The sequence below is a fragment of the Roseburia sp. genome, assembly GCF_041325975.1.
Lineage (GTDB): Bacteria > Bacillota > Clostridia > Lachnospirales > Lachnospiraceae > Roseburia > Roseburia rectibacter.
In genome coordinates this window covers 1,131,533-1,157,553 of record NZ_JBGLEJ010000004.1, presented here as the reverse complement: position 1 = coordinate 1,157,553, position 26,021 = coordinate 1,131,533, and the positions used below count along the sequence as shown (strand labels likewise).

Below are 26,021 nucleotides of genomic sequence, written 5' to 3'. Positions count from 1 at the left end.
AGATCAGAAAGACAAGTAAAAACATGTAAACAGTAGGAGGAAAATATCATGGAATTAAAAAATGTATTTATTGATGCAAAAAAATCATTAGGAAACATCACTTTTGCCGGAGCGGGCAGAGAAAATCAGCAGCGTACAAATGGCAGATATGCAGTTACGTCAAGAACTTACAGTCTCTATTCTGATGTACAGCGCGCAGATAACGTTGAGGTTATCATTCCTGGAAAGGCAGGGGTAAAGCGTTTTGAATATGAGGAACCGGTGGCGCTGGTAAATCCCCGCGTGGAAATTGAAGGGTATGCGATCAATAATAAGGGGTATGTGAATTATAAAATTTATGCGGATGATATCATTTCTGTGGATGAGCTGGAAGATGCGGGAGTAAAGCAGTGATCCGGTAAAGGGAATTATGTGCAGCACAGCAAATGAAATAAAAGAGAATGATTCAAAAGAAAAAAATAAAGAAAAAATAGAAAGATGGAGGAATAAAATATGAGATTTCCAGAGGGATTAGTTGTTGATACAGAGAAAACATTAGGAGAATTAAAGTTTGCGGCATTGCGCAGAGAAAACTACGCGCAGGACGAGGAAGGAAATGTGACCGATGAGATAAAAAAACGTACATATGACCTGAAATGTCAGCGCCAGGGGCACACGATCACAGTCAGCATTCCACCGGAAGCCGGAGAAAAAGATTTCCCATACAATGCAGTAGTAACGCTTGTGAATCCGGTCGTAAGTGCAAGAGCGGATGCAACGTTCGGAGGAAGGGCAACGGCAGACTGGTACATCAATGCGGAGGATATTGTATTGGCAGATGCTGCAGGAAAGCCTGCTGATCAGACAAAAGCTGCTGGAGCGGACACGTCGAAAACAGCAGATCAAAACAAAACATCTGATAAGACAGCAGATAAGACCGGAACAGATGCGAAAGATGGAGGAAATAAAAAATAAATAACCGGATGGGAGAGTGGAATAGATGAACAGATTTCCAATCTGGAAAGGAAAATGCATCGGGCGTTATGATGACAGGCTGATTTTAAGGTCTGTCATTTTTTTTGCCCTGACTGTTGCAGCATTATCCGCTTTTGTGATCCGGCTGACAGAAGGAAATATCCTGCTTAGGGTATTCCTTCTCTTCCTGATCGTGGTTTTATACCTGCTGGATATGCTTTATAAATGGAAAAGCGGCAACATGACAGATATCCGCAACCGCCAGGCAATGGCGCGTATGTTATTAGAAAACCGGTGGTTTGAGACAGAGCCGCTGCAGCGTTATAGATCAGGCGGCAGAATGGAACGGATCACGTATTTCCCGGCGCTTTATTACAGAAGGAAAAACAGACATATTTATGTGACAGTCAAGATCACTATGGGAAAGTACCAGGATAAGCTGCTTCATCTGGAGGAGAAGTTAGAAACCGGATTAAATTGTGAACTGGTAAAAAAAGATACAAAGGATATCTGGGTCAGATATGAATTTTTAACAGGTGTAGAAAAGAGCCGGATCGATATTCAGGATGTAAAAGCAGAAAATGGAGAACTGAATCTGATGCAGCATATCTCATGGAAATATGATAAATTGCCGCATATGTTGATTTCAGGTGATACGGGAAGTGGAAAAACGATCTTTCTTCTGATCGTGATAAAAGCATTGTTAGAATCTGGTGCGGTGCTGCATATCTGTGATCCGAAGAAAGCAGATTTATCTTTCTTATCCAGGATCATGCCGGATGTGCATTACGATACAGAAAGCATAATGGAATGCGTGGAGGCTTTCTATGAGGGAATGGAAGCCCGTTATGATGAAATGCAGGAACATCCGGATTTTCGGATGGGTGCGAATTATGCGAAAGTCGGTTTGACGCCGCATTTTCTGATCTTTGATGAATATGTGGCATTTATGGATACGCTTGCAAAAAAAGAATGGGAAGAGGTTATGAAGCTGATCCGGATTATTATCATGAAAGGCAGACAGGCAGGATATTTTATTATTCTTGCGTGTCAGCGTCCGGATGCAAAATATCTCGGAGATGGTGTCCGCGATCAGTTCGGTTTCCGTGTTGCGCTGGGTAGTATGTCTGCAAGCGGGTACACCATGATGTTTGGCAGTATTGATAAACAATTTAAAGAAAAAGATATTGCGGGGCGCGGCTATGTAAACACCGGAAACGGTGTTGTAACAGAGTTTTACGCTCCATATGTAGCTCCGGAATATGATTTTTTTGCAGAGCTGTCGCGAATCTGTGAGAAAAGACAGCAGGAAGGAGAAGCGTGTGATCGAATGTATGAAAACGGCAGCGAAACTGCCGGAGAGGAATGAAGAAAAGGTAATTGAAAAAAAAGCGAACAAAAAACAGACGGAACATATTTATATCAGCGGACCGATTACCGGAACATCGGATTATATGGAACGTTTTGGGAAAGCAGAAAAGGAATTAACCGAAAATGGATATTCTGTAATCAATCCGGCGAAAGTCAATGCAATGCTGCCGGAAGATGCGACGTGGGAGGAATATATAAAAGTATCATTGACGCTGCTGTCGATCTGTACCGGGGTGTACATGATGCCGGGCTGGAGGGAGAGCCGTGGTGCAGTGCTTGAGTTTATGCAGGCAAGACGTAATGAAATGCAGATCTATGAGGATATCCCTGGGAGACTGCAGAACTGAATTATAAAATGGGATGGTGGCAGATGTGGAAAAGAACCAGGAGACGTTAAAAGAGATTGAGAAAAAACGCAAAGAACTGGGATTATCCCAGGTAGAACTTGCAAAACGCATTGGTTTTTCAAGAGGCTATTATAACATGCTGATACACGGGAAAAAGCCGGCCAGTGATAAGCTGATCGATCAGTTGCAAAATGTGCTGCAGGAATACCGGAAGGAAAAAGAAAGTGGTTATGTAGTACAAAAAGAGACAATTCTGGCAGATAATTTCAGAACGGCAGATGATGTATTCAGTGCCGGAGAAGTAGTGCAAAAGGCGACAGAAGAGATAATAGAAGGATGCATAGAAGAAAACGAAGATTCCATTGCGTTTGACCCGGTGGAATGGATCACGAACCTGGAAGCCAGACGGAAAAGATACGGCGTATCGCAAAGCGAATATACAGAAACGGCAGGGATCAGCAGAAGTTATTACGGTATGCTGCTGATTGGAAAAAAACGGGCAACAAAAAAGCTGCTGGAGCATCTGGAAATGGTTCTGGAAATTTTTAATCCGGACAAAGAAATGGAAATTTTATTTGACTATGTAAGGATCCGTTTCGCAACCACAGACGAAAGACGTGTGATCGAGGATGTCATGAACATCCGGATGCAGTACATGATTGAGGAAGCGCACAGTTTTTATGGATACGGGCGTCAGTATATTTACGGAGATATCATAGTCATGGTATCGCCGGAACATGAAAAAGGCATCCTGCTTGAATTAAAAGGTAAAGGGTGCAGGCAGTTCGAAGCGTTTTTAAAGGTGCAGAAACGTACCTGGTACGATTTCTTCCGGACTGCAAGGGAGATGGGGGCAGTATTTAAGCGGATCGACATTGCGATCAATGACCGTGCCGGAATTTTAAATATCCCGGAACTTGCAGAAAAATGCCGCCGGGATGAATGTATCACGATTTTCCATAGTTTTAAGGATTACCAGTCCGGGGAGCTGATAAGGAACCGGGAAGAAGATGCGGCAAGCATGGGAAATACATTGTACCTGGGATCATTAAAAAGTGAAATTTACTTCTGTATTTATGAAAAGGACTATGAACAGTATGTAAAAAACGGCACTCCTTTAGACGAGGCAGAGACAAAGAACCGTTTTGAAATCCGGTTAAAAGATGAGCGTGCGGAATGCGCCATGGATGATCTTTTGGAAATGGAAGACGTTGCCTGTACTGCCTATTCTATCATCAATCATTATGTAAGGTTTGTAGATGCAGATCCGGAGCAGGAGCGTAGAAACTGGCCGTTAAATGAACGCTGGGTATGGTTTCTAAACGGACAGTACCGGAGTATTAAATTAACGACCAAACCGGAGGAATACACTCTTGACCGGACGCTTCTCTGGCTTACAAGACAGGTTGCACCGTCTCTTAAGATGGTACAGAAGCTGGATGACCTCCGCGGAACACGTCTGGCAAAAGACATGATAGAAGAAGCGAATTTATCCCAGCATCACAAAAAGATATTAAAACAACAGCAGGCGGTATTAGAGGATGTTATCACAGTGAAACAGAAAGGAAGGCACTGGATCGATGATCTTAGACAGGAATATATGGAATCCTGAAATTGCGACGTCGCAATTTTTAAAGCGCAAAGATGGATGCGTTATGGAACATGCACCATAAAGAAGAAATAAAAAGAAAAAATGTAACAGTAAACAGACGGCAATAAAAAAGCTGTCTTTTTTTATGCGCAAAATGCGCGGAAAGGAAAGAGATATGAACTTTGGACAGGGAATTTATACGTGGCTCATGACGAATATACAGCCTCTGGTTTTAGGAGGGATTATTATCGTTGGTCTTGTGCTTTTATTTAAACACAAAATTGCAGAACTGATTGTTTTTGCAATTATCGCGGTCATAGCGGTCGGTTTCGTCTTTAATCCCTCTGGGACAAAAGACACGATGTTAAAGATCTATAATGGCACGATCATCGAGGGCGGTGTTGCAGATGACGGAGGGGAATGATCCCTGATAAAAAAATAAGGTGCGGGGCGGGATGCCCTGTGCCTTGGATAAATGAAAAGGATGAAGAAAACCGCCGGACAGGCAGAAAGGAAAGAAAGGGAAGAAATGAAACAGGTAAAGTCATATACAAGCATCTGGAATGTTGAAAAAGTGATTCATGCGGTCGGGGATTTTAATCTGCCGTTTCCGGCGACAATGACACAGATCGGGTATTTTACCGGGACTGCAGTTGTGTGTTTTATGATTCACAACCTGCCGCCATTTGTGTATATAAAAAGTTTCGTTGTATGGGCCGCGATATGCGTAGGAAATGCGTATCTGATGTCAAAAAAGAGTTTTGACGGTAAAAATCCGTATCGATTTTTATGTTCCGCATTTAATTATCTGATACGTCCGAAGGAAACTTATGCAGGAAAACGCGTGATATACCGTAAAAAGACGGTAAATGAATATATTACCGCAGTGAGGAGGGATATATATGTTCCCGATTAAGTACATCGAAAACAACATGATCTTAAACCAGCAGGGAGAATGGTGGGCATATTATGAATTGATTCCGTACAACTATGCTTTTTTATCTCCGGATGAAAAGATGGCAGTACATGAAAGATTCCGCCAGATCATGACGGTAAACAGGGAAGGTAAGATGCATGCGCTCTGTATTGCCACAGAAACATCGGTACGGGACAGACAGGAAAACTGCAAGAAGCATTTAAAAGGCAGCTTAAAAGAGACGGCGGAAAAAGTGATCGATCTGCAGACGGAAGGGCTGATTGCTTCCATGGGCGGCATGGAAAATGAGGTTACTTACCGTTTCTTCCTGGGATTCAAACTGATCAAGGGAGAAGAGGAGGTCAGTGTAAAGAAGGTAAAGGAAGATATTTTAGCCGTATTTACAGACTTTATAAACAGTGTCAACCATAACCTGATGGGTGATTTTGTCAGCATAAACAGTGCAGAGATAGAGCGTTATGTGAAGCTGGAGGATTTTTTAAGACAGCGTGTAAAAGGAAAGTTTTCCTTAAAGCGTCTGGAAAAGAAAGATATCGGATATATCGTGGAACATATCTATGGACAGCAGAAAACGCCATATTATAAATATGAGTATTCATTCCCAAAAGAAAAGCTGGAGAAAAAAACGTTAGTCCGCAAGTACGACATTCTCCGCCTGACGCGCTGTGTGTTGCAGGAGCATCAGAAATATATCCGGATGATAAGGGAAGAGGGAGAAAACTATGTTGCATACCTGACGATCAATGCTTTAATCGGGGAACTGGAGTTTCCATCGTCAGAGATCTTTTACTATGAGCAAGAGCGTTTCAGGTTCCCGGTAGACGTCAGCATGAACGTTGAAATCATGCCGAACAGAAGCGCATTGACGACGGTTAGGAATAAGAAAAAGGAATTAAATGACTTAGACGAGCATGCATATGAAGCAGGTGCCGATACAGATAATTCCGTGGTAGAAGCTCTGGTGGATGTGGACGAGCTGGAAAAGGATTTAGGCAGAACAAAAGAATCCATGTACAAATTAAGCTACGTTGTCCGGATTGCTGCAGAAAGCGAAGAGGAGCTGGAACGTCGTATCGCAGAGGTCAGGGATTATTACGAGAATGATTTTAACATTAAACTGGTACGCCCGTTTGGTGATATGATCGGATTCCATGAAGAATTTATTCCTTCTGGATCAAGATATGAAAATGATTATATCCAGTATGTAAAAGCAGATTTCCTGGCAGGACTTGGATTTGGTGCGGCGCGTATCTTAGGCGATCCAGATGGAAGTTATATCGGGTATGACACAGAAACCGGAAACAATATTTATATAGATCCGTCCCTTGCATGTCAGAACGTAGCCGGGAGTGTTACCAATGCCCTTGCTGTTGCGTTTACCGGAACGCTTGGCGGTGGTAAGTCAATGTCTGCAAATAACATTATTTATCAGGAAGTTTTACACGGTGCAAGGGCGCTGATCCTTGATCCGAAGTCGGAACGCGGGAAATGGAAAGAAATGCTTCCGGAACTTTCGGATGAAATTAACATTATCAACCTGACCAGTGATGAGGGCAATAAAGGAATGCTTGATCCGTATGTGATCATGCAGAACAAGAAAGATGCAGACAGCCTGGCGATGGATATCCTGACATTTTTGACTGGTGTCAGTATTAAAGATGGAAAACGTTTCCCGCTTTTACGTGATGCGGTAAAGGCAGTTACAAAAAGATCGGATAGCGGACTTTTATATGTGATCGATGAGTTAAATGAGATGGAGGATGAAGAAGCGCATCTGCTTGCAAGCCACATAGCAGCGTTTACCGATTATGATTTTGCGGGATTGCTGTTTTCAGATGGGAAAGTGACGCGTAAGATCAGTGCAGACAAGGCTTTAAACATTTTGCAGGTGCAGGATCTGATGCTGCCGGATTCTGAAAAAAATGTGGAGGAATATACCAGCATCGAATATTTAAGTATTGCGGTTATGATCGCGATCGGAACTTTTGCATTGGATTTTATTTATTCAGACAGGAAAATTTATAAAATCGTTGCGTTAGATGAGGCATGGAGTCTCCTGCAGGTAGCGCAGGGAGCAGCTTTGTCGAACAAACTTGTACGTGCCGGACGTTCGATGCAGTCCGGTGTATTTTTTATCACGCAGAGTTCTTCCGATCTTCTGGACGAAAAAATCAAAAACAATATCGGTTTGAAGTTCGCTTTTCATTCCACAGATAAGACGGAGATCCGGAATACATTAAGATTCTTTGGGCTGGATCCGGATGATGAAGAAAACCAGAATGCGATCATGGCATTAGAAACTGGGGAATGTCTGATGCAGGACATTTACGGTCGTGTTGGAAAAGTACACACGCAGATATTGTTACAGCATGTATTTGATGCATTTGACACCAGACCTCCAAGAAGGGAGGAAGCTTCATGAAGAAAAAGTGGAGAATGAAAACGAAAAGACCGCGAAAGCTGCACAAACGGATCCTGTCAGCATTTCTTGTATGCATGCTTCTGACAGGATTATTTTTATCGGCTGCCAATATGGAGGTATCGGCAGCTTCCGGACTGGTAGACGAAACGATCGATACCGGAAATCTGTATAGTCAGTATTCATGGAATAATTATCAGCTTGACTTTTACGTTGATACTTCCTGGGACTGGCTTCCATGGAACTGGCTGGATGGCATGGGGAATAACCTGTCGTATGCATTTTATGGTTTAAGCAATGCGATATGGGAGATCAGTGTTTTATTAAGCAGCGGAACAGGTTATATAGTACAGCAGACGTATGCTCTGGATTTTATCAGTGATATGGCTGACAGTATTGGAAAAAATATTCAGGTTTTAGCGGGTATGAGTATGGGGTCGAAAAGATTCAATGCGGATGGTTTTTATACCTGGATGCTGATATTTGTCGTATTGATCGTAGGCGGTTATATGGGATATGTTGGATTAATGAAAAGGGAAACAACGAAAGCAGTCAGTGCCGCGGTAAATATGTTTGTGATCTTCCTTTTAACGGCAGCATTTATTGCCTATGCGCCACAGTATATAAAAAATATTAACGATTTTTCATCAGATTTGAGCAATGGGGTATTAGAACTTGGAACAAAGCTTGTGATGCCGGGAAATGATGAAATGGGAAAGAAAGCAACAGATAAGATAAGGAATAACCTGTTTGCGGTACAGGTTTATAAGCCATGGCTGTTACTGCAGTTTGGTACAACGGATGAAAATGCCATTGAGTCAGAACGTGTTGCGGCTGGAATTGATGGAAACCGCATAAGATCTGTTTTGTCGGTCAGTCCTCTGGCAAATTTCGGGGAAGACCGTCAGGCTGCAGTAAAGACAGAAATTGAAACTTATAAAAATGCAAATATGACCGTGACAAATGTGGCGAGCAGATTTGGAATAGTTATTTTGATATTTTTTTTGAATCTGATCATCAGCATTTTTGTGATCATAATGTGCGGAATGGTTGTATTTACGCAGCTTATGTTTATCATATTTGCATTATATCTGCCGCTGAATTTTATTTTATCCATGCTGCCGACTTATAACGGGCTGTTAAAAAAGGCAGTGTTAAAACTGTTTAATACGATTTTAATGCGTGCAGGATTAACGCTTCTTATTACGATCGCGTTTTCCTTATCCGCAATGATCTATTCCATGTCGGGTGATTACCCGTTTTTGATGGTTGCATTTTTACAGATCGTTGTCTTCGTAGGAATATATTTAAAAATGGATGAAATTTTATCCATGGTTGCGTTAGGGGATGGCAGTGGTAATAAGCGTGGTCGTTTCCTGCGGAGCATGGGAAGATATATGGTCATGAGAAAACTGTTTGGACGAAGATATTCTTCGGGCGGAAGACGTGCTGCAGTAAGCAGGAATGCAGGTGCCGGCAATGGAACTGGCGGTGGAACAGGTGGAAATACCGGAGATGGTTCTAAAGATACAGCAGCACCTTCAGGTGAAAGCGGTACACAGAGGGCATCATCACATACAAATAATAGTGGCGGCAAGCCTGTAAGAAAACCTGTGGGAGAATCTGCAAACGAACCTGTAAGGAATCCATTTGGAAATAATGAAAATGCGTCTAAAAACGACGGAAGAAGATCGGAAAGTGAATGGACTACGATCTACCAGGCTGATAAAATGCCGTCGGCAGGTACAAAAGCCGGAAAACGTGTCGGTATGGTTATGGATTCTGGAAAACGCCTGAAGGATCGTATGGATCTGGTAAAGGAAAATGTAAAGAATACACCGACTGAAATAAAATATCAGGCAGGACTACACCGGAAAGCAATGGAGCAGAATGTAAAAGACTTTAAAGAGGGCATAGCCGGAGAACGGAACAGAAGAGAAACGGGACGTCTGCAGGAACGAAACCGGATTCAGGCAGATGCAGGAAGGAAACGCCGTGAGATGTATCTTGCAAAACGAAGAAGTGAAACTGCGCTAAAACGTTATGATGGAATTGACTTCCACCAACGGATTCCGGTAAATGGAAAAGAACTGGATAAATACCGTGGTGTGGATGGCTTGAACCGCGGCGCAAAAGCAGGAAGAAGTTTTATTGACAGCAGAGGGCAGGTGCGGAAAGCATCAGATGAAAAATTACAGAACATGGCAGGAAGTGAAGAACGGATCAGGAAAAATGACCAGAAGGCAGAGCGCATAGGAACGCCGTTAGAGGATATCCGTTATAAACAGAGTGTGACCCGTCTTCCGTATTCAAACAGGGATGTAAGAAAAGAACTTGGAACTTATGGAACGATGTTAAACAGTGCGGATCAGGAAAAATTCATGGAAGGCCTGCATCAGCAGAAAAATGAAGATCTTAGACTGCAGGAGAGAAACGGTGGACAAAGCGTAAGAGAAACAGGAACAGGGACAGGGTCTGTGCCTGGTAGAACTGTCATAAGATCCGGCGGAAATGCAAAAGATTTAAGAAATGATGTGTTGACAGAGCGGAGAAGAATAGGAAGTACTGAAAGAAAAATGGAGACAGAAAATGCTGATCGGAGGAACGGGAGGAAGTAAAGAGAGATGAAACGTGTAAAACGGATCATATGTACTTTATGTATTTTATTTCCTGTTTTACTGTTTTCGATTTGTGGTGTGCTGCTGATTGGAACCACGGGCGATAGTGACGGTGGAGACCCGAAACATGCGTCCGGTCTTGGGTTATCTGACAAAGTAAGGGAATATGCAGCGTTTGTTGGAGATACGGCGGCGGAATACAACATACATGAGTATGAAAAGTATCTGCTTGCGATCATGATGGTAGAATCCGGGGGAGAAGGGAATGATCCGATGCAGTCACTTGGAAACAGTGGACTGACAGAGGAAGAGAAAACTCCTTCGGAATCCATCAAAGCTGCAGTTGCGTATTTTGCCATGTTGCTGCAGAAAGCAGACACGTTAGGTTGTGATCTTGATACTGTGATCCAGGCATACAATTATGGAGCCGGATATATTGATTATGTATCAGTCAGAGGAAAGGCTCATGCATTCCAGCTATCATGTGATTTTGCCAGCAGCAAATGCGGCGGCAGAAAAGTAAAATATGATAATTCGGTTGCGATCGCACAGAATGGCGGATGGAGGTATGACTACGGAAACATGTTTTATGTATATCTTGTAAAACAGTATCTGGAGTCAGAGCCGTTACCGGCAGATACGGCGAATGCGGTTCTTGCGGAAGCTTATAAATATCAGGGATGGAAATATGTCTGGGGTGGTTCAAGTCCGCAGACATCCTTTGACTGCTCCGGGTTAACGCAATGGTGTTTTGGACAGGCGGGAGTGTCACTGCCGAGGACAGCGCAGGAACAGTATGAAGCCGTGCAGCATCTGGAGCTGGAGGAAGCGCAGCCGGGAGATCTGGTCTTTTTCACGAAAACATATAAGACAGACAATTACATCACGCACGTTGGGATCTATGCCGGAAATGGAAGGATGTTTCATGCCGGTAACCCGATCGGCTTTGCGGACTTAAATACAAGCTTCTGGAAAGAGCACTTTGTATGTATTGGAAGAGTCAGTACGCCGTCAACATAAATGCGATGTCGCAACGGCAGAAAGGAAAAGAAATGGAAAAAGAAAACAAAATGGGACAGGAAAAGAAAGTACAGATAAAAGTAATGATCAAAAAAATAAAAAATAAGGTCTGGCTGTTTTTAAAAAAGATATATACAAAACTGCCGGAAAAGATGAAAGTACATATCCGGAAATTAAAACCAAAAGAAAAGATAAGGGGTGAATATAAAGGCAGTGACCAGGCAGAAGAAATGCCGGTTTTAAAGGTATCTCCCAACAGGGGATGGATCCGGTTATTCTGGATTTTACTTGCAATCAGCATTATCTTAGGAATTTATAATAATTTCACATCGGTTGATACGGTCACGGTTGAAAAAGAGACTGTGATCGAGGAAAAACTGAAAGATACAAATGCCCTGGAGAGTTATGTAAAGGATTTTGCAGGTGTATATCATGCCTGGGAAAATACAGACCGGGAGATAAACAAGAGAGAAAAAGCACTGGAGAAATATCTTCCGGAAACGCTTCAGCTTATGGATCATGGGATGATAACGACAGATTGTCCGACTGTGGCAGAAGTTGAATCCGTAGATATTTGGTCTGTGAAGGATCTTACGGATACAGAGTACGAAGTAACGTATTGTGTAAAGCAGCGGATATCGGAAGGTGAGCAGACCGCGGAGCAGAGTAATGTGTATCAGGTAACGGTTCACAGGGATGAAAAAGGAAAGATGTTGGTTGTAAAAAACCCGACAGCATATGCGCTGCCGGGAAAATCTTCTTATGAACCGGAAGAAAAGGAAACAGACGGGAGCATTGATTTAAAAACACAGACGCAGATTGAAGATTTTTTAAATACATTTTTCAAACTTTATCCCCAGGCATCAGCGAAAGAACTTGTCTATTATGTAAAGGATGGTGTTCTTCCGGCGATTGGAAAGAACTATGTATATGACGGACTGGCAGGAAAAGCATACTATATGGAAGGTGGTCAGCCGAAAGCAGAAGTTTATGTAAGATATCTGGATCAGGATCTAAAGATCACGCAGATCATGCAGTATAAGCTGACGCTGGAGAAGGGGGATAACTGGAAGATCGTGGAGGTGGAGTGATGAAAGAAAAGATAGAAAACTTTATCATGAAATTTTCATATCGGGAAGTACGCAGGCGGAAAATGCAGGCTTTTAAATGGAGACTTGAGACATTAAGATCTATGGAAAAAGAAGCCCTGGAGTTTGAATATGTAGAACAAAAAGTGAGATATGAACATAAAAAGAATATTTGTGAAATGCTGCTGATTATTATTTTACTTGGAATCATAATGGGTGTCTGGAAAGAATTTTTTAGTTTTATGAGAACTGCGTATCAGTATGTTGTAACTTCCGGGTATAATGGTATGGAAGAAATAAACGTTTGTTTTTTGCTGTCTGTTATTTTAGCAGTGGCGATAACACTGGCAATATTGCTGCCTGTATGTGATGCTGTTGAAGAGATAAGTGCTGCAAAAAGAGACTTGGCGATCATTGAGATTGCAATGAAAGAAAAAGAAAATGAGAGATAGAGAAAAAGGCTTCGCTTCGGTATAATGCTGGGGTGAGGTCTTTTTTTGTGTAAAAAATCTATTTTATAAAATAAAACAAAGCAAGAGGGGGTTAGCAGATCTTAATCGCAGGGTGGAATTTGTGGATAAGCTGTTGTTTATGGAATCGTTGGTAACCGGGTGGAAAATGTTGTGGGAAAATGGTGGAAAAGAAGTTTTCCTTTTTCCATGATTTTTCCATACATTATCCACTCGGTTATCAATGATGGAATAGCGGCTTATCCATAAAATCCATGCTGTTTTTAAGAATATGTATTATTTACGAAAGATGGATAATATTTTGTGGAATACATTGTGGAATACTTTGACGTAAAAAATATACTTTTTGAGATAAAATTTTTCTGAATATGAAAATTTCATACATATAAAAACCCAGTAAAATCAAGACGTTGCCGATTTTACTGGGTTGTGCTGATTAAGCAGACAACGGGAATCGAACCCGCCTCCTCAGCTTGGGAAGCTGATATACTACCGATGTACTATGTCTGCCCATAATGAAATAACTACTAATTATTATAGCAAAACGAAAAAAGATTGCAACCGTTTTTTCGGCGGTGTAAACTGAGAAAAAAGAAATTGGAGGATACGATAACAATATGAAATATCCAGAATTTTTACCGGAAAACGGAACGATTGGCTTTGTGGCACCGTCTTTTGGATGCAGCATAGAGCCGTATTATACAGCATTTTTGAATGCGCAGAAAAAATTTGCCGAAATGGGGCATAAATCAGATCTTGGACCAAACTGTTATGCATCAGATGGAATCGGTATCAGCAATACACCGGAGGCATGCGGGGCGGAGCTGACCGAATATTACTGCAGTGATAAAAATGATATTTTAATCTCCTGCGGCGGTGGAGAGCTGATGTGTGAGATTTTAGATAAGGTTGATTTTGACAAGATCAGGAAGGCAAAACCAAAGTGGTATATGGGATTTTCAGACAATACCAATATGACATTCCTGCTTACGACATTGTGTGATACTGCATCGGTGTACGGACCGTGTGCGGCAGCTTTTGGCATGGAGCCATGGCATGAAAATCTGTGGGATGCTTATCATCTTCTGCGCGGACAGCAAAACAGTGTACATGGTTACGCATTGTGGGAAAAAGACAGCAAAAAAGACGAGGAGCATCCGCTTGAAGCGTATAATGTGACAGAAGAGAAGAGACTTATGGTATATCTGCCACAGGAACAGAATTTGGAACATAATGCTGCACAGACGGGCGGCAAATCAAAAATCGAGGTGCATCCTGCAGAAAATCTGCAGAAGAAGATAAACATGCAGGGAAGACTGCTTGGTGGCTGTATGGACTGTCTGGTCAATCTGCTCGGAACAGAATTTGATAAGGTAAAGGAATTTACAGAGAAATATCAGGATGATGGGATCATCTGGTTTTTGGAATCCTGTGATCTGAACGTGATGTCTATCCGCAGAGCGGTCTGGCAGATGAAACATGCCGGATGGTTTTCGCATGTAAAGGGATTTCTGATCGGAAGACCGGCGGTATTTGGACAGGAAATGATGGGATTAGACCAGTATCATGCAGTTACAGATCTGCTTGCGGAATATCAGGTACCGGTCATTATGGATGCAGATATCGGACATATTCCACCAATGATGCCGCTTGTCTGCGGCAGTTATGCAGATGTCAGCATCATTGGAAATCAGTTAAATGTAAATATGACGTGGAAATAAAAAGAATCGTTATAATATGACATTTACATTTTTGCCTATGCCTGTGTTTAGTAATGTATTCAGATCAGCAGTTACCGATGTGACAGATGCAATATTCAGAGCATTTGTGGCAGTCGTACCGGTATCTGCGGAGCTGGTGTTATCTGTGGAAACAGAAGAGGATGCCTGATTTCTGGCATTGCGCTTTGCAAGTGCATCATTGTATTCGATCTGTGTCAGGATATTGCTTCTGTTTTCAAGGCGTCTGGCATAGGAATTAACACGCTGCATATATTCGGAATCTGAGGAAAACAGAGATTCAAACTTTGAAATATCGGCAGAGCCAAAAAGGGAGCTGCGGGATTCAAGTGTTCCGTTATCTTTTACGGTAATACCGATCTTATCGAGCTGGTCAGCGTATTCAGCGGTAATATTTTTCAGACTTTTCTGTGTGTTTTTGATGGTACGGTCGTCTGAATTACCGGAAGAATTAAGCATATTATTATAAGTGCTGATAAATGCGGAAACATTGTTTCTTATATTTGCAGCGTTATCGTCATCATATGTAAATGAGCCAAGGGAACGTACTGCACGGCGCAGTGCATGTGCATCGGCACCTGTCAGTGTGGAGTTGGACAGGTTGCTGCGTGAAGTAGTGGTACGTGCATCAGCATTTGAAGCATAAAAACGGCGCATATAATAAGACGTACCAAGTGTTGTTCCGGCTCCGACATAAGCGGTATTGGACATAGGACAGCCCTCCTTAAAAATCATCTGATATATGTTTCGGTCGAAAAGCGTAGATAATTAACCGTGGCATTGAAAAATTATTTGCGATATACTACTATAGAAACAGCAGAAATTTTATGACAGGAGGAAGAAAATTATGGAGATAATGGTTTGGCTGGCATTGATCGTATTTTTTGTGGTATTAGAGATCGCTACCGTTGGACTGACTTCAATCTGGCTGGCAGGAGGAAGCCTTGCAGGATTAATCTGTGCAGCATTTGGAATGGGGATTGTGGGACAGATCATCGTATTTGCAGTGGTATCATTTGTACTGCTTTATTTTACAAGACCATGGGCACTGAAATATTTGAAACCGCATCTGGTCAGGACAAATTATGAGGAGGCAGTCGGGAAAAATGTCTGTGTTACGGAACAGATCAATAATGTAAAAGGAACCGGAACGGCTGTTATGAATGGACTGGAATGGACTGCCCGTTCGGTGGATGATGACAAAATCTTTGAACCGGGAGAGATCGTTACGGTAAAAGAAATCAAAGGTGTCACTCTCTATGTGACGGAGAGTAATGAGATGCCTAAAATGCAGAAAAGTGAAAAAAAAGAGGAATTATAAACATAGAAATAGAAAATGGACAGGATGATAAAGACCTGTTGCCTGGGACATAGAATGGAGACAGAAATGAAGCTTGGAATGGTATTTGAAGGTGGTGCAAACCGCACCGTTTTTTCCTGCGGAGTAATGGATAAATTTTTAGAAGAAGATATTATGCCGGATTATTATATCGGTGTTTCCGCAGGAATGGCGTATGGATTGTCATATCTTTCAGGGCAGAAAGGGCGCAATCTTGAACTGATGGAAAAATATATGGCAGATAAGCGCTATATGGGAATGCGCCATCTGTTAAACCGCAAGGAACATGCGTATTACAATACAAAATTTGTATTTGAGGAAGTACCAAATGAACTGCTTCCTTTTGATTATGATGCGCTGGCACGTTTTCCGGGAGAGATTGAGGCAGCAGTCACAAATATTCATACAGGCAAAGCAGAATATATGGAAGTGCCGCGTGGAAAAGATATGAGAGATCTTCTGGTTGCGACCTGTTCACTGCCGATCCTGTTCCAGCCGGTAAAACTCGGCAGACATTATTATTTAGACGGTGGACTTGCAGATTCCATTCCGTATGAGCATGCCTTAGAAAAAGGATGTGAGAAAATTGTTGTGGTTCTTACGAGAGAACGCGGATATGTAAAGAAAAAAGAAAAAGCTGCGGGAGTCATGAACCGTCTGTATCAGCGTTATCCGAAAATTGTGGAAGATATGAAACTGCGTGCGGAGCGTTATAACGCCTCCATGGAGAAACTGATGCAGCTGGAAAAAGAGGGAAAAGTATTTGTGATCGCTCCGGAATCGACTTATGGAGTCGGCAGGACGGAGACAGATACCGTAAAGTTACGCAGACTTTATGATGAAGGATACCGTATTGCTACGGAACAGACAGACGCCCTTTACGCCTATCTGAATAAATAATGCAAAGGAGAAAAAAGATGAACATTGTATTTCTGGATGCAAAGACGATCGGGGAAGACATTGATCTCTCCGGATATGACAGACTTGGAACTGTTGTAAAATATGGATTTTCCACAGCCGAGGAGGCAAGAGAGCGCACAAAAGATGCGGATGTGGTAATTGTGAATAAAGTGCAGATCAATGAGGTGTCGATCGGTGAGGCAGAACATTTAAAACTGGTCTGTGTCACCGCAACCGGAACAAACAATCTGGATAAGACATATCTGGATGAACATGGCATTGCATGGAGAAATGTTGCCGGATATTCCACGGAAACTGTAGCGCAGCACACATTTGCCCTGTTATTTTATCTCTGGGAAAAATTAAGATACTATGATGATTATGTCAAATCAGAAAAATATGTCGGAGATATCACATTTACTCATTTTGACAACGTATTCCATGACTTGAATGGCAAGACCTGGGGAATCATCGGACTTGGCGCGATCGGACGCAGAGTTGCTGATATTGCAAAAATGTTTGGCTGTCATGTGATCTATTATTCCACGACCGGAAAGAATAACCAGCCGGGGTATGAGCGTGTAGAGTTTGAGGAACTGCTTGCAAAATCAGATATTATATCGGTACATGCACCGCTGACGGAACAGACAGAGGAATTAATGAATGCAGCGGCATTTTCAAAAATGAAACCATCTGCCATCTTCTTAAATCTTGGAAGGGGACCGATCGTGGTTGAGAAAGATCTAGCAGATGCACTGGAAAATAAAACGATCGCAGGAGCAGGACTTGACGTGCTTACCGTAGAGCCGATGAGTGCAGAAAATCCATTAAAACGGATCAAAGACAGTAACCGCCTGATCATCACACCTCATATTGCATGGGCAAGCCTTGAGGCACGTACCAGACTGATGAAGATCATTGAAGGTCAGATCCGTGATTTCTTCGGTGAAGATAATAAATAAAAGAAAAGGTACGATTTGTGAACCATCAGTCGTCATGAATAAAAATACCGCGCAGATCTGCGCGGTATTTTTATTCAAAGATTTTGTCAGCTCCGAAAGACTTTTAAAAATTGAACTGGAAAATTGCACGATCACTACTTCTGGCATTCAGCTTGGAATCGTTGAACTTAATCCGCTGTGGAAAGAAAGATTTCCATATTCTTCTAAGAATTTCTGTATGGCGGCATCCTGCTTTGCTGAATCGGCACCGGCATGAAGTGCAGTGTGCAGTGAGAGGATGCGGGACAGATACAGTTTTTTGGATCGGTTATATAAATCAAAGAAGCTCTCATGGGAAATAAGGGAAGAATCCCATGGGTTTGTCCATTTCGCATGTCTCAGATTGAATGGATCTGTGCGGAAAAATAAAGTGTCACTTGGAATCAGCGGTGAAAATAAAGGATATCCGAGACAGATCCGTTCGGTCAGCCGGACAATGGCTTTTTTCTTACCGGAGTCGTCGTGCATGAGCCACAGACCAAACTGCATGGAAAAAATGGCAAGATACATGGTGTATTTGCGGAATTCGACATCCGGGAAAGCATAACGGTAAGCGTAATAGAGCATACTTGCAATAACATACTTCTGGCGGTGTGTCAGCCGGATCGTGTCCTCCGGATGGAAATTACATGGCTGACGGTGCAGTTTCATGTCGAGCAGTGCAGTATCAATATCCGTTTCCAGATAGGCATGCCTTGAAAAATATGCTTTTTCCTTTTTATCTTTAAAATGCGTCATAGCATAAATATATGGATGACATATCGTATCTAAGGTATAGTGTCCGAGAAAACCCATCAGGTAGGCTTCTGCGATATTAAGATCTGTGCAGGACGAAAACTGGCTGCGACTTTCGATCAGACCCTGGAAAAAAGCACCGGTTTCGCAGACATGGGCAAGTGCACCGATATTATGACCTTCCAGTACATAAGAAGGAAGGTAATAAAAGAAAATATCAGGTCCCTGAAGTCCAAGACCATAAGCAGTACGATTATAATAAAGATTCTTTTTTAAAGAATTATTTTTCAGGTTATGATAAACCTCTCTTCCGAATATATAATGGGTAACATATCCAGGCATGATCAAAAATCTCCTTTCCATGAAATAAACCACCGTTATTATAACCAGTTTGGAAAGAACTGTTAAGCATAGCCGGAAAGATTTAAGAAAAAAGTAATAATCGTTGATTGACAAATTCATTTAAAATAATATAATGTTACGTAGTTATTAATACTATGTAATGTAGTATCAATGCTATGCAAATATTGTCTGATGTAGTCGGAAAATAGACAAAATTGCAAATTTGTATATTAGATGGCTACATTGAAAAGTCATTGCATATTTAAAAAAGAGTGTATTTTTTTTATACTTGCTTCTAGTAAAAGAATGTGAAAAAGATAACGGAGGTCGGAGTTATGGCAAATTTAGCACTGACAGTAGAGAGAAAAGCATTCAGCGTCGCAATCGATGCTGCATTAAAAAGTTTGAACAAGGATCGTGAGAAAGGATTATTACAGATCGTAGATCTTACAGAGAAATTTATGGGAGATAACTTCCGTAAAGAGGCTTATGACGGTGTAAGAAAAATGATTCAGAATCCGGATCACAAATGGATGCGTTATGTAAACCGTCTGTTAGATGAGACAGATCCGCATGTTGCGAAGATGACGGCATTAAACCTTGGATTTCAGGCTGCATTTTATGGAACAAAGACCATTCGTAAAATGAGAGAGGTTCATGGCTGCAATATTCCATGGCTGATCTTAATGGATCCAACTAGTGCATGTAACCTTCACTGTACCGGATGCTGGGCAGCTGAATATGGTAATAAATTAAATCTTTCTTTTGATGAACTTGACAGTATCGTAACACAGGGAAAAGAACTTGGTATTTATTTTTATATGATGACCGGTGGAGAGCCATTGGTTCGTAAAGCAGATATCATCAAACTTTGTGAGAAACACAATGACTGTGCATTCCACTGTTATACAAACGGAACACTTGTAGACCAGAAACTCTGTGATGACATGAAACGTGTCGGTAACCTTTCCTTATCCATAAGTCTTGAGGGATTTGAGGATGCAAACGATTTCCGCCGTGGAAGTGGTGTATATGGCAAAGTCATTCGTGCAATGGATCTTTTACATGAGAACGGATTGATTTTCGGAAACAGTGTATGCTATACTAGCAAAAACATGGATGCTGTTACATCTGACGAGTTCTTTGATCTTCTGATCGAGCATGGAAGCCGTTTCGCTTGGTATTTCCATCTGATGCCGGTAGGTATGAAGGCAGCTCCGGATCTGATGCCGACCAAAGAACAGCGTGAATACATCTATCACAGAATCCGTGAGGTTCGTGCGATGGAAGGTGGAAAAGAGATCTTTGTTATGGACTTCCAGAATGATGGAGAGTTCGTAGGCGGATGTATCGCAGGAGGAAGAAACTACTGCCACATCAACCCGAAGGGTGACGTAGAGCCTTGTGTATTTATTCATTACTCCGGTGCAAATATCCGTGAGAAATCACTGTTAGAGTGCTTAAAACAGCCGTTATTCATGGCATACAGAGATAACCAGCCGTTCAATGAGAATATGCTTCGTCCATGCCCGATGCTTGAGAATCCTGAGATCTTACAGCGTATGGTACATGAAACAGGTGCACACTCTACAGATGTTGAGGAGGCAGAGCCGGTAGAACATTTATGTGGAAAATGTGAGGCATATGCATGTGAATGGAAAGAGACTGCAGACAGACTCTGGAAGGAGCATCCATACAAACAAAAAGGCTACACCAATTTCAAAAAGAAATAAGTTTTGTTCACAGTTGCAGTGTGAGCAGCAATAATAAGGGGCGATTGTTATCAGTAAAATACAAAAGCAGCTTTTAAAATGGGGACTGGTTCTGGCAGTCATTGGTATTATCGTGTATACTTTCCGTGATTCGGCAGGACCGATTTTAGAACAGCTTACGAAAACATCACCAGCCGTTGTCATTGGCATTTGTCTGATGGCAGCGGTATATCAGATCATAGAAGGCATTATCACGACCGTGCTCGCAAAGCAGTATCGGTCGTCTTTTGCATATAAAAATGGTATTACGAATGCGTTCCTTTGTTCTTTTTACCGGGTGGCAACGTTAGGAAGCGGTTCCGGAGTTGCAGCGATCATTTATCTGGGTGAGCATGGAATTGAATATGGCGGGGGATTTGGACTGTATATGATACAGTATGCGCTCCACAAAATAAGCATTGCATTGTTTTCTGCAATCTTTTTTGTGATGAACTGGGAATTTATGAGAAACTGGTTTGGTGATTATGCGGGACTTTTAGCTGCCGGATATGTGCTTACACTGGTGATCACACTTGGGTTGTTTTTATTCTGCTGTTCGAACCGGTTTCATCATCTGATCTGCCGGCTGCTTGACTTCGCAAATCAGAAGTTTCATGGAAAATTTGAAATAATGGCAGAAGAGATCAAAAGGCAGTGCATGATGCTTGAGGATGCTTCGAACCATCTGATGAAAAACAAAAAAGTTACCACAGAGGTGATCTTTCTTTGCCTGTTGAAATGCTGTTTCTGGTACGGAATACCGTATCTTCTTTTTAAAGGTGTCCGGTTTCAGGAAAATCCTGCACTGACTCTGGCGCAGGTGCTTGCGATCACGTCACTGTCTGTCATGCTTGCTGCGGTTATTCCGTCTCCGGCCGGGATCGGTTCCACGGAATTTGTATTTACAACACTTTTTGCAGGAATCGTCGGCACTGGTATTGCCGGATCTGCGTCGCTTTTATACCGGTTTGGCACATTTGTATTTCCATTTCTGGTGGGGGCTGTTGTTGTGCTGGTAAGGCATTTCAAAAGAAAAAAATTATCTTCAGGAAGCATATGAAAAGATTAGTTGTAATCTCAAAGTAAATATAGTAATATGAATAAAGGCACAAAACAGATAGTATACTGTATTTAAAATTGAATTTAGGGAGGAGTTTCGTATGCCAGGAGTAATTGTAGCACTTATTATTTTAATTATCGTAGCACTGCTGATCGCAGTATCCTGTGTTAAGATCGTTCCGCAGGCAACTGCATGCGTGGTAGAACGTCTGGGAGGTTATCTTGCAACATGGTCTGTAGGTATTCATTTCAAAGCACCGTTTATCGACCGTGTGGCAAAGAGAGTTGTGTTAAAAGAGCAGGTGGTAGATTTCCCGCCGCAGCCGGTTATCACAAAAGATAACGTAACGATGCAGATCGATACTGTTGTATATTTCCAGATCACAGATCCAAAACTTTATGCATATGGAGTGGAAAATCCGATCATGGCGATCGAGAATCTGACAGCAACCACACTGCGTAACATCATTGGTGATCTTGAACTTGATGAGACACTGACATCGAGAGAGACAATCAACACGAAGATGAGATCTTCTTTAGATGTTGCGACTGATCCATGGGGAATCAAAGTCAACCGTGTTGAGTTAAAGAATATCATCCCGCCTGCAGCGATCCAGGATGCGATGGAGAAACAGATGAAGGCAGAGCGTGAGCGACGTGAAGCGATCCTGCGTGCAGAGGGTGAAAAGAAATCAACAGTCCTCGTTGCAGAAGGTAAGAAAGAATCTGCAATTCTTGACGCAGAGGCAGAGAAACAGGCAGCAATTTTACGTGCAGAGGCAAAGAAAGAGGCAACGATCCGCGAGGCAGAAGGTCAGGCAGAAGCTATTCTTAAGATCCAGCAGGCAAACGCAGATGGACTTCGTATGATCAAAGAAGCAGCACCGGATCAGAACGTGATCCAGTTAAAGAGCTTAGAGGCGTTTGCAAAAGCAGCAGACGGAAAAGCAACCAAGATCATCATTCCATCTGAGATTCAGGGAATCGCCGGTCTTGCAAAATCTGTTACGGAAATTGCAGTAGATCATAAATAAAATTGGACAAAAGTTTATCAGAACGGATGGTGCGCATGGTGTACCATCCGTTGTGGCATAAAAGAAAATATGCACAGCCATGCAAAAGGAGATAGAAAGACATGAATTTAAAAGGACGTAATTTTTTAAAATTAATGGATTTTACACCAGAAGAGATTACATATATGATCGACCTTGCAGCGGATCTGAAAGCAAAGAAAAAACAGGGTATTGCGCATGATTGTCTGACAGGAAAAAATATCGCACTTATTTTTGAAAAGACAAGCACCAGGACACGTTGTTCTTTTGAGGTGGCAGCCCATGATCTTGGCATGCATGTAACTTACTTAGATCCTTCGGGTTCCCAGATCGGCAAAAAAGAGAGCATTCCGGATACCGCTCGTGTGTTGGGACGTATGTTTGATGGTATTGAATATCGTGGATATGGACAGGATATCGTGGAAGAGCTCGCAGAATATGCCGGTGTGCCGGTATGGAATGGTCTGACCAATGAATTTCATCCGACTCAGATGCTTGCCGATATGCTGACGATCCGTGAGCATCTTGGCAGATTAAAAGGCGTGAGACTGGTTTACATGGGTGATGCCCGCTATAATATGGGTAATTCCCTGATGGTGACCTGTGCAAAACTTGGTATGGATTTTGTTGCATGCACAAGCAAAAAGTATTTCCCGGATGCAAAACTGGTAGAGTACTGTGAAGGTGTTGCAAAAGAGACAGGAGCAACCATTACACTGACAGAGGATGTCAAAGAGGGCACAAAAGACGCAGATGTTATTTATACGGATGTATGGGTATCCATGGGTGAACCGGATGAGATCTGGGAGGAACGTCTTCATGATCTGATGCCATATCAGGTAAATGCGAAAGCTATGGCAAATGCAAAACCGGATGCCATTTTCATGCACTGTCTGCCTGCATTCCATGACTTAAAGACCAAGATCGGCAAAGAAGTTTATGAGAAGTTTGGTTACAGTGAATTAGAAGTAACGGATGAAGTATTTGAGAGTAAACAGTCTGTCGTATTTGATGAGGCAGAAAACCGTATGCATACGATCAAAGCAGTCATGTTTGCAACACTTGGTGGAGAACAGTGTGAAAAATAAGTGTATCAGACAAAAATGGAGGACACTAGATGAGGACGCAGCTACTAGCGGCATTAAAGGAAGCTGATGATTATATTTCCGGACAGGAACTGTGTGAGCGTTTCGGCGTATCGCGCACTGCAATCTGGAAAGCGGTAAAACAGTTAAAAGAAGCGGGATATGTGATCGAGGCGGTGCAGAATAAAGGATACAAGATCGTGTCGACACCGGATTGTCTGAATAAGGCAGAATTGGAAAGCATTCGGAAAACAAAATGGGCAGGACGTGAGATCTTTTATTTTGATACGATAGATTCTACCAATACAAAGGCAAAACAGCTTGCAGAGGAAGGTCATCCGACCGGTACACTGGTCGTTGCGGAGAAGCAGGAAGCCGGACGCGGCCGCCGTGGAAGAGGATTTGAATCTCCGGCAGGAGTCGGAATATTTATGACGCTGGTGCTCAAACCGGATTTTGCCCCTGACCGTGCTTCCATGCTGACACTGATCGCAGCACTTGCGGTATCGAAAGCGATATCGGAGAAAACAGGCGTAGACGCAGGTATTAAGTGGCCGAATGACATTGTGATGAACGGCAGAAAAGTCTGCGGAATCTTAACGGAGATGAGTGCACAGTTAGATTACATCAATCATGTTGTCATTGGAATCGGTATCAATGTCCGGAATCAATCATTTCCAAAAGAGATTGAACAGATAGCAACCTCGATCCTGATGGAGACCGGTTTACGTGTGAACCGCGCAGAACTGATCGAGGCAGTATTAGAGCAGTTCGAACGATATTATGAGATATTCTTAGAGACGGAAGATTTAAGCGGCCTGGTAAAAGAATACAATGCGCACCTGATCAATATGCAAAAACAGGTCAGAGTGTTAGATCCAAAAGAGCCTTATGAGGCGAAAGCAATGGGAATCACGCCGCATGGCGAACTGATCGTGGATACTTGGGAAGGCAGAAAACTGGTATCCTCCGGCGAAGTTTCCGTGAGAGGAGTATACGGATATGTCTGAGAGAGAAGAAGTGGTGCTCTGCGGAGCGAGCGCTTACAATAAAAAATTTTATCTGAATCAGGATTTCAAGGGACTTCCGGATTCGATCAAAGATGAATTAAAGATCATGTGTGTTCTTTTTACGGAAGATATCGGTGGTATTTTTCAGGTAGTCTTTGATGAGGAGGGCAATCTGGAGTTTCGTACTTCCAGTGATGAGAATGATCTTTTATATGATGAGATCGGCTGTGGGTTAAAGATACGTGAACTGCAGCGTACAAAAGAAGAACTGCTTCGTGCTTTGGAAATGTATTATAAAGTGCTATATATTGGCATGGACGAATCAGAAATGTAAAGAAAAAGGTAGGAAAATACGATGGTAATCACGATTGACGTAGGAAATACAAATATCACAGTGGGTGTATTCCGTGGGGATGAGGTAATGGCAAGTTTTCGTATCACGACGAAGATGCCGCGTACATCGGACGAGTATGGAATGCTTTTGTCAAATCTGTTAGAGCAGAATAAGATCAGACATGATGACATCGAGGATGCAATCATAGCTTCTGTTGTTCCAAATGTTATGCATTCCTTAGAGGGTGCGATCATCAAATATTTTGGTATCAATCCGATCATTGTGGAGCCAGGTACCAAAACAGGAATCCGCGTGGTAACCGAGAACCCGCGGCAGATCGGTGCAGACCGTATCGTGGATGCGGCAGCAGCATATGAGCTGTATGGCGGACCGGTACTGGTACTTGATTTTGGCACTGCCACTACTTATGATCTGGTCGATAAAAACGGAGCATTTGTTTCCGGGGTAACTGCACCGGGAATCCGCATTTCTGCAAAAGCGTTGTGGGAAGATGCGGCAAAACTGCCGGAGATCGAGATCCGCAAACCGGAGAGCATTCTTGCAAAAGAAACGATCTCAAGTATGCAGGCAGGACTGGTATATGGACAGATCGGACAGACAGAATATATTGTAAAAAATATGATCAGAGAGGCTGACATGGGAGAGGTCAAGGTGGTCGCAACCGGCGGTCTTGGACGTATCATTGCAAATGAGACAGATGTGATCGATGTATACGATCCGAACCTGACTTTAAAAGGAATGAACCTTATTTATAAGAAACAGAATCGTAAATCCGGTAAGATCAGGAAATAAGAGATATTTGATCGGGAGATTCAGGATACCTGAATTGGATATGAGA

Annotated in this window: 25 protein-coding genes, 1 tRNA gene and 1 pseudogene; 24 read left to right on the top strand and 3 right to left on the bottom strand. The window is 42.4% G+C overall.

Going from position 1 to position 26,021, the window contains the following annotated elements; translation table 11 throughout:
* The first annotated feature begins 48 nt into the window (after window positions 1-48).
* The 13 genes and pseudogenes from ACDD58_RS08860 to ACDD58_RS08800 all read left to right on the top strand — a co-directional run bounded on the left by ACDD58_RS08860 (window position 49) and on the right by ACDD58_RS08800 (window position 12,797).
* Window positions 49-393, top strand: coding sequence for a YdcP family protein (locus tag ACDD58_RS08860; protein ID WP_370776993.1), 345 nt, complete (start codon window positions 49-51; stop codon window positions 391-393).
* A 99-nt stretch (window positions 394-492) separates the two neighbouring features.
* Window positions 493-954, top strand: a complete 462-nt coding sequence (locus ACDD58_RS08855; RefSeq protein ID WP_370776991.1) for a YdcP family protein — start codon at window positions 493-495, stop codon at window positions 952-954.
* A gap of 25 nt (window positions 955-979) precedes the next feature.
* The gene (locus tag ACDD58_RS08850; RefSeq protein WP_370776989.1) at window positions 980-2,323 is read left to right on the top strand and encodes an FtsK/SpoIIIE domain-containing protein; all 1,344 of its coding nucleotides are present in this window, start codon (window positions 980-982) and stop codon (window positions 2,321-2,323) included.
* A complete protein-coding gene (locus ACDD58_RS08845) occupies window positions 2,277-2,672 on the top strand; it encodes a DUF4406 domain-containing protein (RefSeq protein WP_370776988.1) in 396 nt (131 codons plus the stop codon). The genes ACDD58_RS08850 and ACDD58_RS08845 overlap by 47 nt, the downstream gene beginning before the upstream one ends.
* A 13-nt stretch (window positions 2,673-2,685) precedes the next feature.
* A pseudogene (locus ACDD58_RS08840) lies at window positions 2,686-2,862 on the top strand (helix-turn-helix domain-containing protein); the annotation flags it as partial.
* Window positions 2,863-3,033: 171 nt separating this feature from the next.
* Complete coding sequence (locus tag ACDD58_RS08835) at window positions 3,034-4,284, top strand: replication initiation factor domain-containing protein (RefSeq protein ID WP_370777478.1); 1,251 nt, start codon at window positions 3,034-3,036, stop codon at window positions 4,282-4,284.
* 154 nt (window positions 4,285-4,438) lie between these two features.
* Window positions 4,439-4,687 (top strand): hypothetical protein, encoded by a 249-nt coding sequence (locus tag ACDD58_RS08830; RefSeq protein ID WP_370776985.1) that lies wholly within the window; start codon window positions 4,439-4,441, stop codon window positions 4,685-4,687.
* Window positions 4,688-4,792: 105 nt separating this feature from the next.
* Window positions 4,793-5,179, top strand: a complete 387-nt coding sequence (locus tag ACDD58_RS08825) for a conjugal transfer protein (RefSeq protein WP_370777476.1) — start codon at window positions 4,793-4,795, stop codon at window positions 5,177-5,179.
* Entirely contained in the window at window positions 5,166-7,622 is a 2,457-nt protein-coding gene (locus ACDD58_RS08820) for an ATP-binding protein (RefSeq protein WP_370776982.1), read from the top strand. The genes ACDD58_RS08825 and ACDD58_RS08820 overlap by 14 nt, the downstream gene beginning before the upstream one ends.
* Entirely contained in the window at window positions 7,619-10,237 is a 2,619-nt protein-coding gene (locus ACDD58_RS08815) for a CD3337/EF1877 family mobilome membrane protein (RefSeq protein ID WP_370776979.1), read from the top strand. Before ACDD58_RS08820 ends, ACDD58_RS08815 begins: the two co-directional genes overlap by 4 nt.
* A 6-nt stretch (window positions 10,238-10,243) precedes the next feature.
* On the top strand, window positions 10,244-11,257 hold the full coding sequence (locus ACDD58_RS08810; protein ID WP_370776977.1) for a lysozyme family protein: 1,014 nt from the start codon (window positions 10,244-10,246) through the stop codon (window positions 11,255-11,257).
* A 32-nt stretch (window positions 11,258-11,289) separates the two neighbouring features.
* Complete coding sequence (locus ACDD58_RS08805) at window positions 11,290-12,348, top strand: conjugal transfer protein (RefSeq protein WP_370776975.1); 1,059 nt, start codon at window positions 11,290-11,292, stop codon at window positions 12,346-12,348.
* Window positions 12,348-12,797, top strand: coding sequence for a hypothetical protein (locus tag ACDD58_RS08800; RefSeq protein ID WP_370776972.1), 450 nt, complete (start codon window positions 12,348-12,350; stop codon window positions 12,795-12,797). Before ACDD58_RS08805 ends, ACDD58_RS08800 begins: the two co-directional genes overlap by 1 nt.
* Window positions 12,798-13,254: 457 nt before the next feature.
* On the opposite strand, the gene ACDD58_RS08795 is transcribed toward ACDD58_RS08800, so the two are convergent.
* Window positions 13,255-13,325 (bottom strand) — tRNA-Gly (locus tag ACDD58_RS08795).
* A 107-nt stretch (window positions 13,326-13,432) separates the two neighbouring features.
* On the opposite strand from ACDD58_RS08795, the gene ACDD58_RS08790 reads away from it, so the two are divergent.
* Window positions 13,433-14,536, top strand: a complete 1,104-nt coding sequence (locus ACDD58_RS08790; protein WP_117920297.1) for a S66 peptidase family protein — start codon at window positions 13,433-13,435, stop codon at window positions 14,534-14,536.
* Between the two features lie 9 nt (window positions 14,537-14,545).
* Here the strand turns inward: ACDD58_RS08790 and ACDD58_RS08785 are convergent, their stop codons facing one another.
* Window positions 14,546-15,265 carry a hypothetical protein gene (locus tag ACDD58_RS08785; protein WP_370776970.1) on the bottom strand — a complete coding sequence of 240 codons (720 nt, stop codon included), beginning with the start codon at window positions 15,263-15,265 and terminating at the stop codon, window positions 14,546-14,548.
* Between the two features lie 136 nt (window positions 15,266-15,401).
* Between ACDD58_RS08785 and ACDD58_RS08780 the strand changes: the two genes are divergently transcribed.
* The 3 genes from ACDD58_RS08780 to ACDD58_RS08770 all read left to right on the top strand — a co-directional run bounded on the left by ACDD58_RS08780 (window position 15,402) and on the right by ACDD58_RS08770 (window position 17,755).
* On the top strand, window positions 15,402-15,875 hold the full coding sequence (locus tag ACDD58_RS08780; protein ID WP_117920293.1) for an NfeD family protein: 474 nt from the start codon (window positions 15,402-15,404) through the stop codon (window positions 15,873-15,875).
* Between the two features lie 66 nt (window positions 15,876-15,941).
* Window positions 15,942-16,793, top strand: a complete 852-nt coding sequence (locus ACDD58_RS08775) for a patatin family protein (protein ID WP_370776968.1) — start codon at window positions 15,942-15,944, stop codon at window positions 16,791-16,793.
* A 17-nt stretch (window positions 16,794-16,810) separates the two neighbouring features.
* Window positions 16,811-17,755 (top strand): D-2-hydroxyacid dehydrogenase, encoded by a 945-nt coding sequence (locus ACDD58_RS08770; RefSeq protein WP_370776967.1) that lies wholly within the window; start codon window positions 16,811-16,813, stop codon window positions 17,753-17,755.
* Window positions 17,756-17,902: 147 nt separating this feature from the next.
* Here ACDD58_RS08770 and ACDD58_RS08765 read toward each other — a convergent pair whose 3' ends face one another.
* Complete coding sequence (locus ACDD58_RS08765) at window positions 17,903-18,871, bottom strand: zinc dependent phospholipase C family protein (protein ID WP_370776965.1); 969 nt, start codon at window positions 18,869-18,871, stop codon at window positions 17,903-17,905.
* A gap of 335 nt (window positions 18,872-19,206) precedes the next feature.
* On the opposite strand from ACDD58_RS08765, the gene ACDD58_RS08760 reads away from it, so the two are divergent.
* The 7 genes from ACDD58_RS08760 to ACDD58_RS08730 all read left to right on the top strand — a co-directional run bounded on the left by ACDD58_RS08760 (window position 19,207) and on the right by ACDD58_RS08730 (window position 25,975).
* Window positions 19,207-20,604: a radical SAM protein gene (locus ACDD58_RS08760; RefSeq protein ID WP_370776962.1), complete on the top strand. Its 1,398-nt coding sequence runs from the start codon at window positions 19,207-19,209 to the stop codon at window positions 20,602-20,604.
* Between the two features lie 43 nt (window positions 20,605-20,647).
* Window positions 20,648-21,682: a YbhN family protein gene (locus ACDD58_RS08755; protein WP_370777475.1), complete on the top strand. Its 1,035-nt coding sequence runs from the start codon at window positions 20,648-20,650 to the stop codon at window positions 21,680-21,682.
* A 100-nt stretch (window positions 21,683-21,782) separates the two neighbouring features.
* Window positions 21,783-22,715: an SPFH domain-containing protein gene (locus ACDD58_RS08750; protein WP_118488991.1), complete on the top strand. Its 933-nt coding sequence runs from the start codon at window positions 21,783-21,785 to the stop codon at window positions 22,713-22,715.
* A 101-nt stretch (window positions 22,716-22,816) separates the two neighbouring features.
* Complete coding sequence (gene argF, locus ACDD58_RS08745) at window positions 22,817-23,821, top strand: ornithine carbamoyltransferase (protein ID WP_118209946.1); 1,005 nt, start codon at window positions 22,817-22,819, stop codon at window positions 23,819-23,821.
* Window positions 23,822-23,850: 29 nt separating this feature from the next.
* The gene (locus tag ACDD58_RS08740; protein WP_118209947.1) at window positions 23,851-24,828 is read left to right on the top strand and encodes a biotin--[acetyl-CoA-carboxylase] ligase; all 978 of its coding nucleotides are present in this window, start codon (window positions 23,851-23,853) and stop codon (window positions 24,826-24,828) included.
* Window positions 24,821-25,162, top strand: a complete 342-nt coding sequence (locus tag ACDD58_RS08735; RefSeq protein WP_118209948.1) for a DUF6145 family protein — start codon at window positions 24,821-24,823, stop codon at window positions 25,160-25,162. Before ACDD58_RS08740 ends, ACDD58_RS08735 begins: the two co-directional genes overlap by 8 nt.
* 21 nt (window positions 25,163-25,183) lie before the next feature.
* Window positions 25,184-25,975, top strand: coding sequence for a type III pantothenate kinase (locus ACDD58_RS08730; RefSeq protein ID WP_118209949.1), 792 nt, complete (start codon window positions 25,184-25,186; stop codon window positions 25,973-25,975).
* The last annotated feature ends 46 nt before the right edge of the window (window positions 25,976-26,021 follow it).

Coding starts and splice junctions, on each gene's coding strand:
- ACDD58_RS08860 (WP_370776993.1), top strand. CDS start 49: ATGGAATTAAAAAATGTATTTATTGATGCAAAAAAATCATTAGGAAAC.
- ACDD58_RS08855 (WP_370776991.1), top strand. CDS start 493: ATGAGATTTCCAGAGGGATTAGTTGTTGATACAGAGAAAACATTAGGA.
- ACDD58_RS08850 (WP_370776989.1), top strand. CDS start 980: ATGAACAGATTTCCAATCTGGAAAGGAAAATGCATCGGGCGTTATGAT.
- ACDD58_RS08830 (WP_370776985.1), top strand. CDS start 4,439: ATGAACTTTGGACAGGGAATTTATACGTGGCTCATGACGAATATACAG.
- ACDD58_RS08825 (WP_370777476.1), top strand. CDS start 4,793: ATGAAACAGGTAAAGTCATATACAAGCATCTGGAATGTTGAAAAAGTG.
- ACDD58_RS08820 (WP_370776982.1), top strand. CDS start 5,166: ATGTTCCCGATTAAGTACATCGAAAACAACATGATCTTAAACCAGCAG.
- ACDD58_RS08815 (WP_370776979.1), top strand. CDS start 7,619: ATGAAGAAAAAGTGGAGAATGAAAACGAAAAGACCGCGAAAGCTGCAC.
- ACDD58_RS08810 (WP_370776977.1), top strand. CDS start 10,244: ATGAAACGTGTAAAACGGATCATATGTACTTTATGTATTTTATTTCCT.
- ACDD58_RS08805 (WP_370776975.1), top strand. CDS start 11,290: ATGGAAAAAGAAAACAAAATGGGACAGGAAAAGAAAGTACAGATAAAA.
- ACDD58_RS08800 (WP_370776972.1), top strand. CDS start 12,348: ATGAAAGAAAAGATAGAAAACTTTATCATGAAATTTTCATATCGGGAA.
- ACDD58_RS08790 (WP_117920297.1), top strand. CDS start 13,433: ATGAAATATCCAGAATTTTTACCGGAAAACGGAACGATTGGCTTTGTG.
- ACDD58_RS08785 (WP_370776970.1), bottom strand. CDS start 15,265: ATGTCCAATACCGCTTATGTCGGAGCCGGAACAACACTTGGTACGTCT.
- ACDD58_RS08780 (WP_117920293.1), top strand. CDS start 15,402: ATGGAGATAATGGTTTGGCTGGCATTGATCGTATTTTTTGTGGTATTA.
- ACDD58_RS08775 (WP_370776968.1), top strand. CDS start 15,942: ATGAAGCTTGGAATGGTATTTGAAGGTGGTGCAAACCGCACCGTTTTT.
- ACDD58_RS08770 (WP_370776967.1), top strand. CDS start 16,811: ATGAACATTGTATTTCTGGATGCAAAGACGATCGGGGAAGACATTGAT.
- ACDD58_RS08765 (WP_370776965.1), bottom strand. CDS start 18,871: ATGCCTGGATATGTTACCCATTATATATTCGGAAGAGAGGTTTATCAT.
- ACDD58_RS08760 (WP_370776962.1), top strand. CDS start 19,207: ATGGCAAATTTAGCACTGACAGTAGAGAGAAAAGCATTCAGCGTCGCA.
- ACDD58_RS08750 (WP_118488991.1), top strand. CDS start 21,783: ATGCCAGGAGTAATTGTAGCACTTATTATTTTAATTATCGTAGCACTG.
- argF (WP_118209946.1), top strand. CDS start 22,817: ATGAATTTAAAAGGACGTAATTTTTTAAAATTAATGGATTTTACACCA.
- ACDD58_RS08740 (WP_118209947.1), top strand. CDS start 23,851: ATGAGGACGCAGCTACTAGCGGCATTAAAGGAAGCTGATGATTATATT.
- ACDD58_RS08735 (WP_118209948.1), top strand. CDS start 24,821: ATGTCTGAGAGAGAAGAAGTGGTGCTCTGCGGAGCGAGCGCTTACAAT.
- ACDD58_RS08730 (WP_118209949.1), top strand. CDS start 25,184: ATGGTAATCACGATTGACGTAGGAAATACAAATATCACAGTGGGTGTA.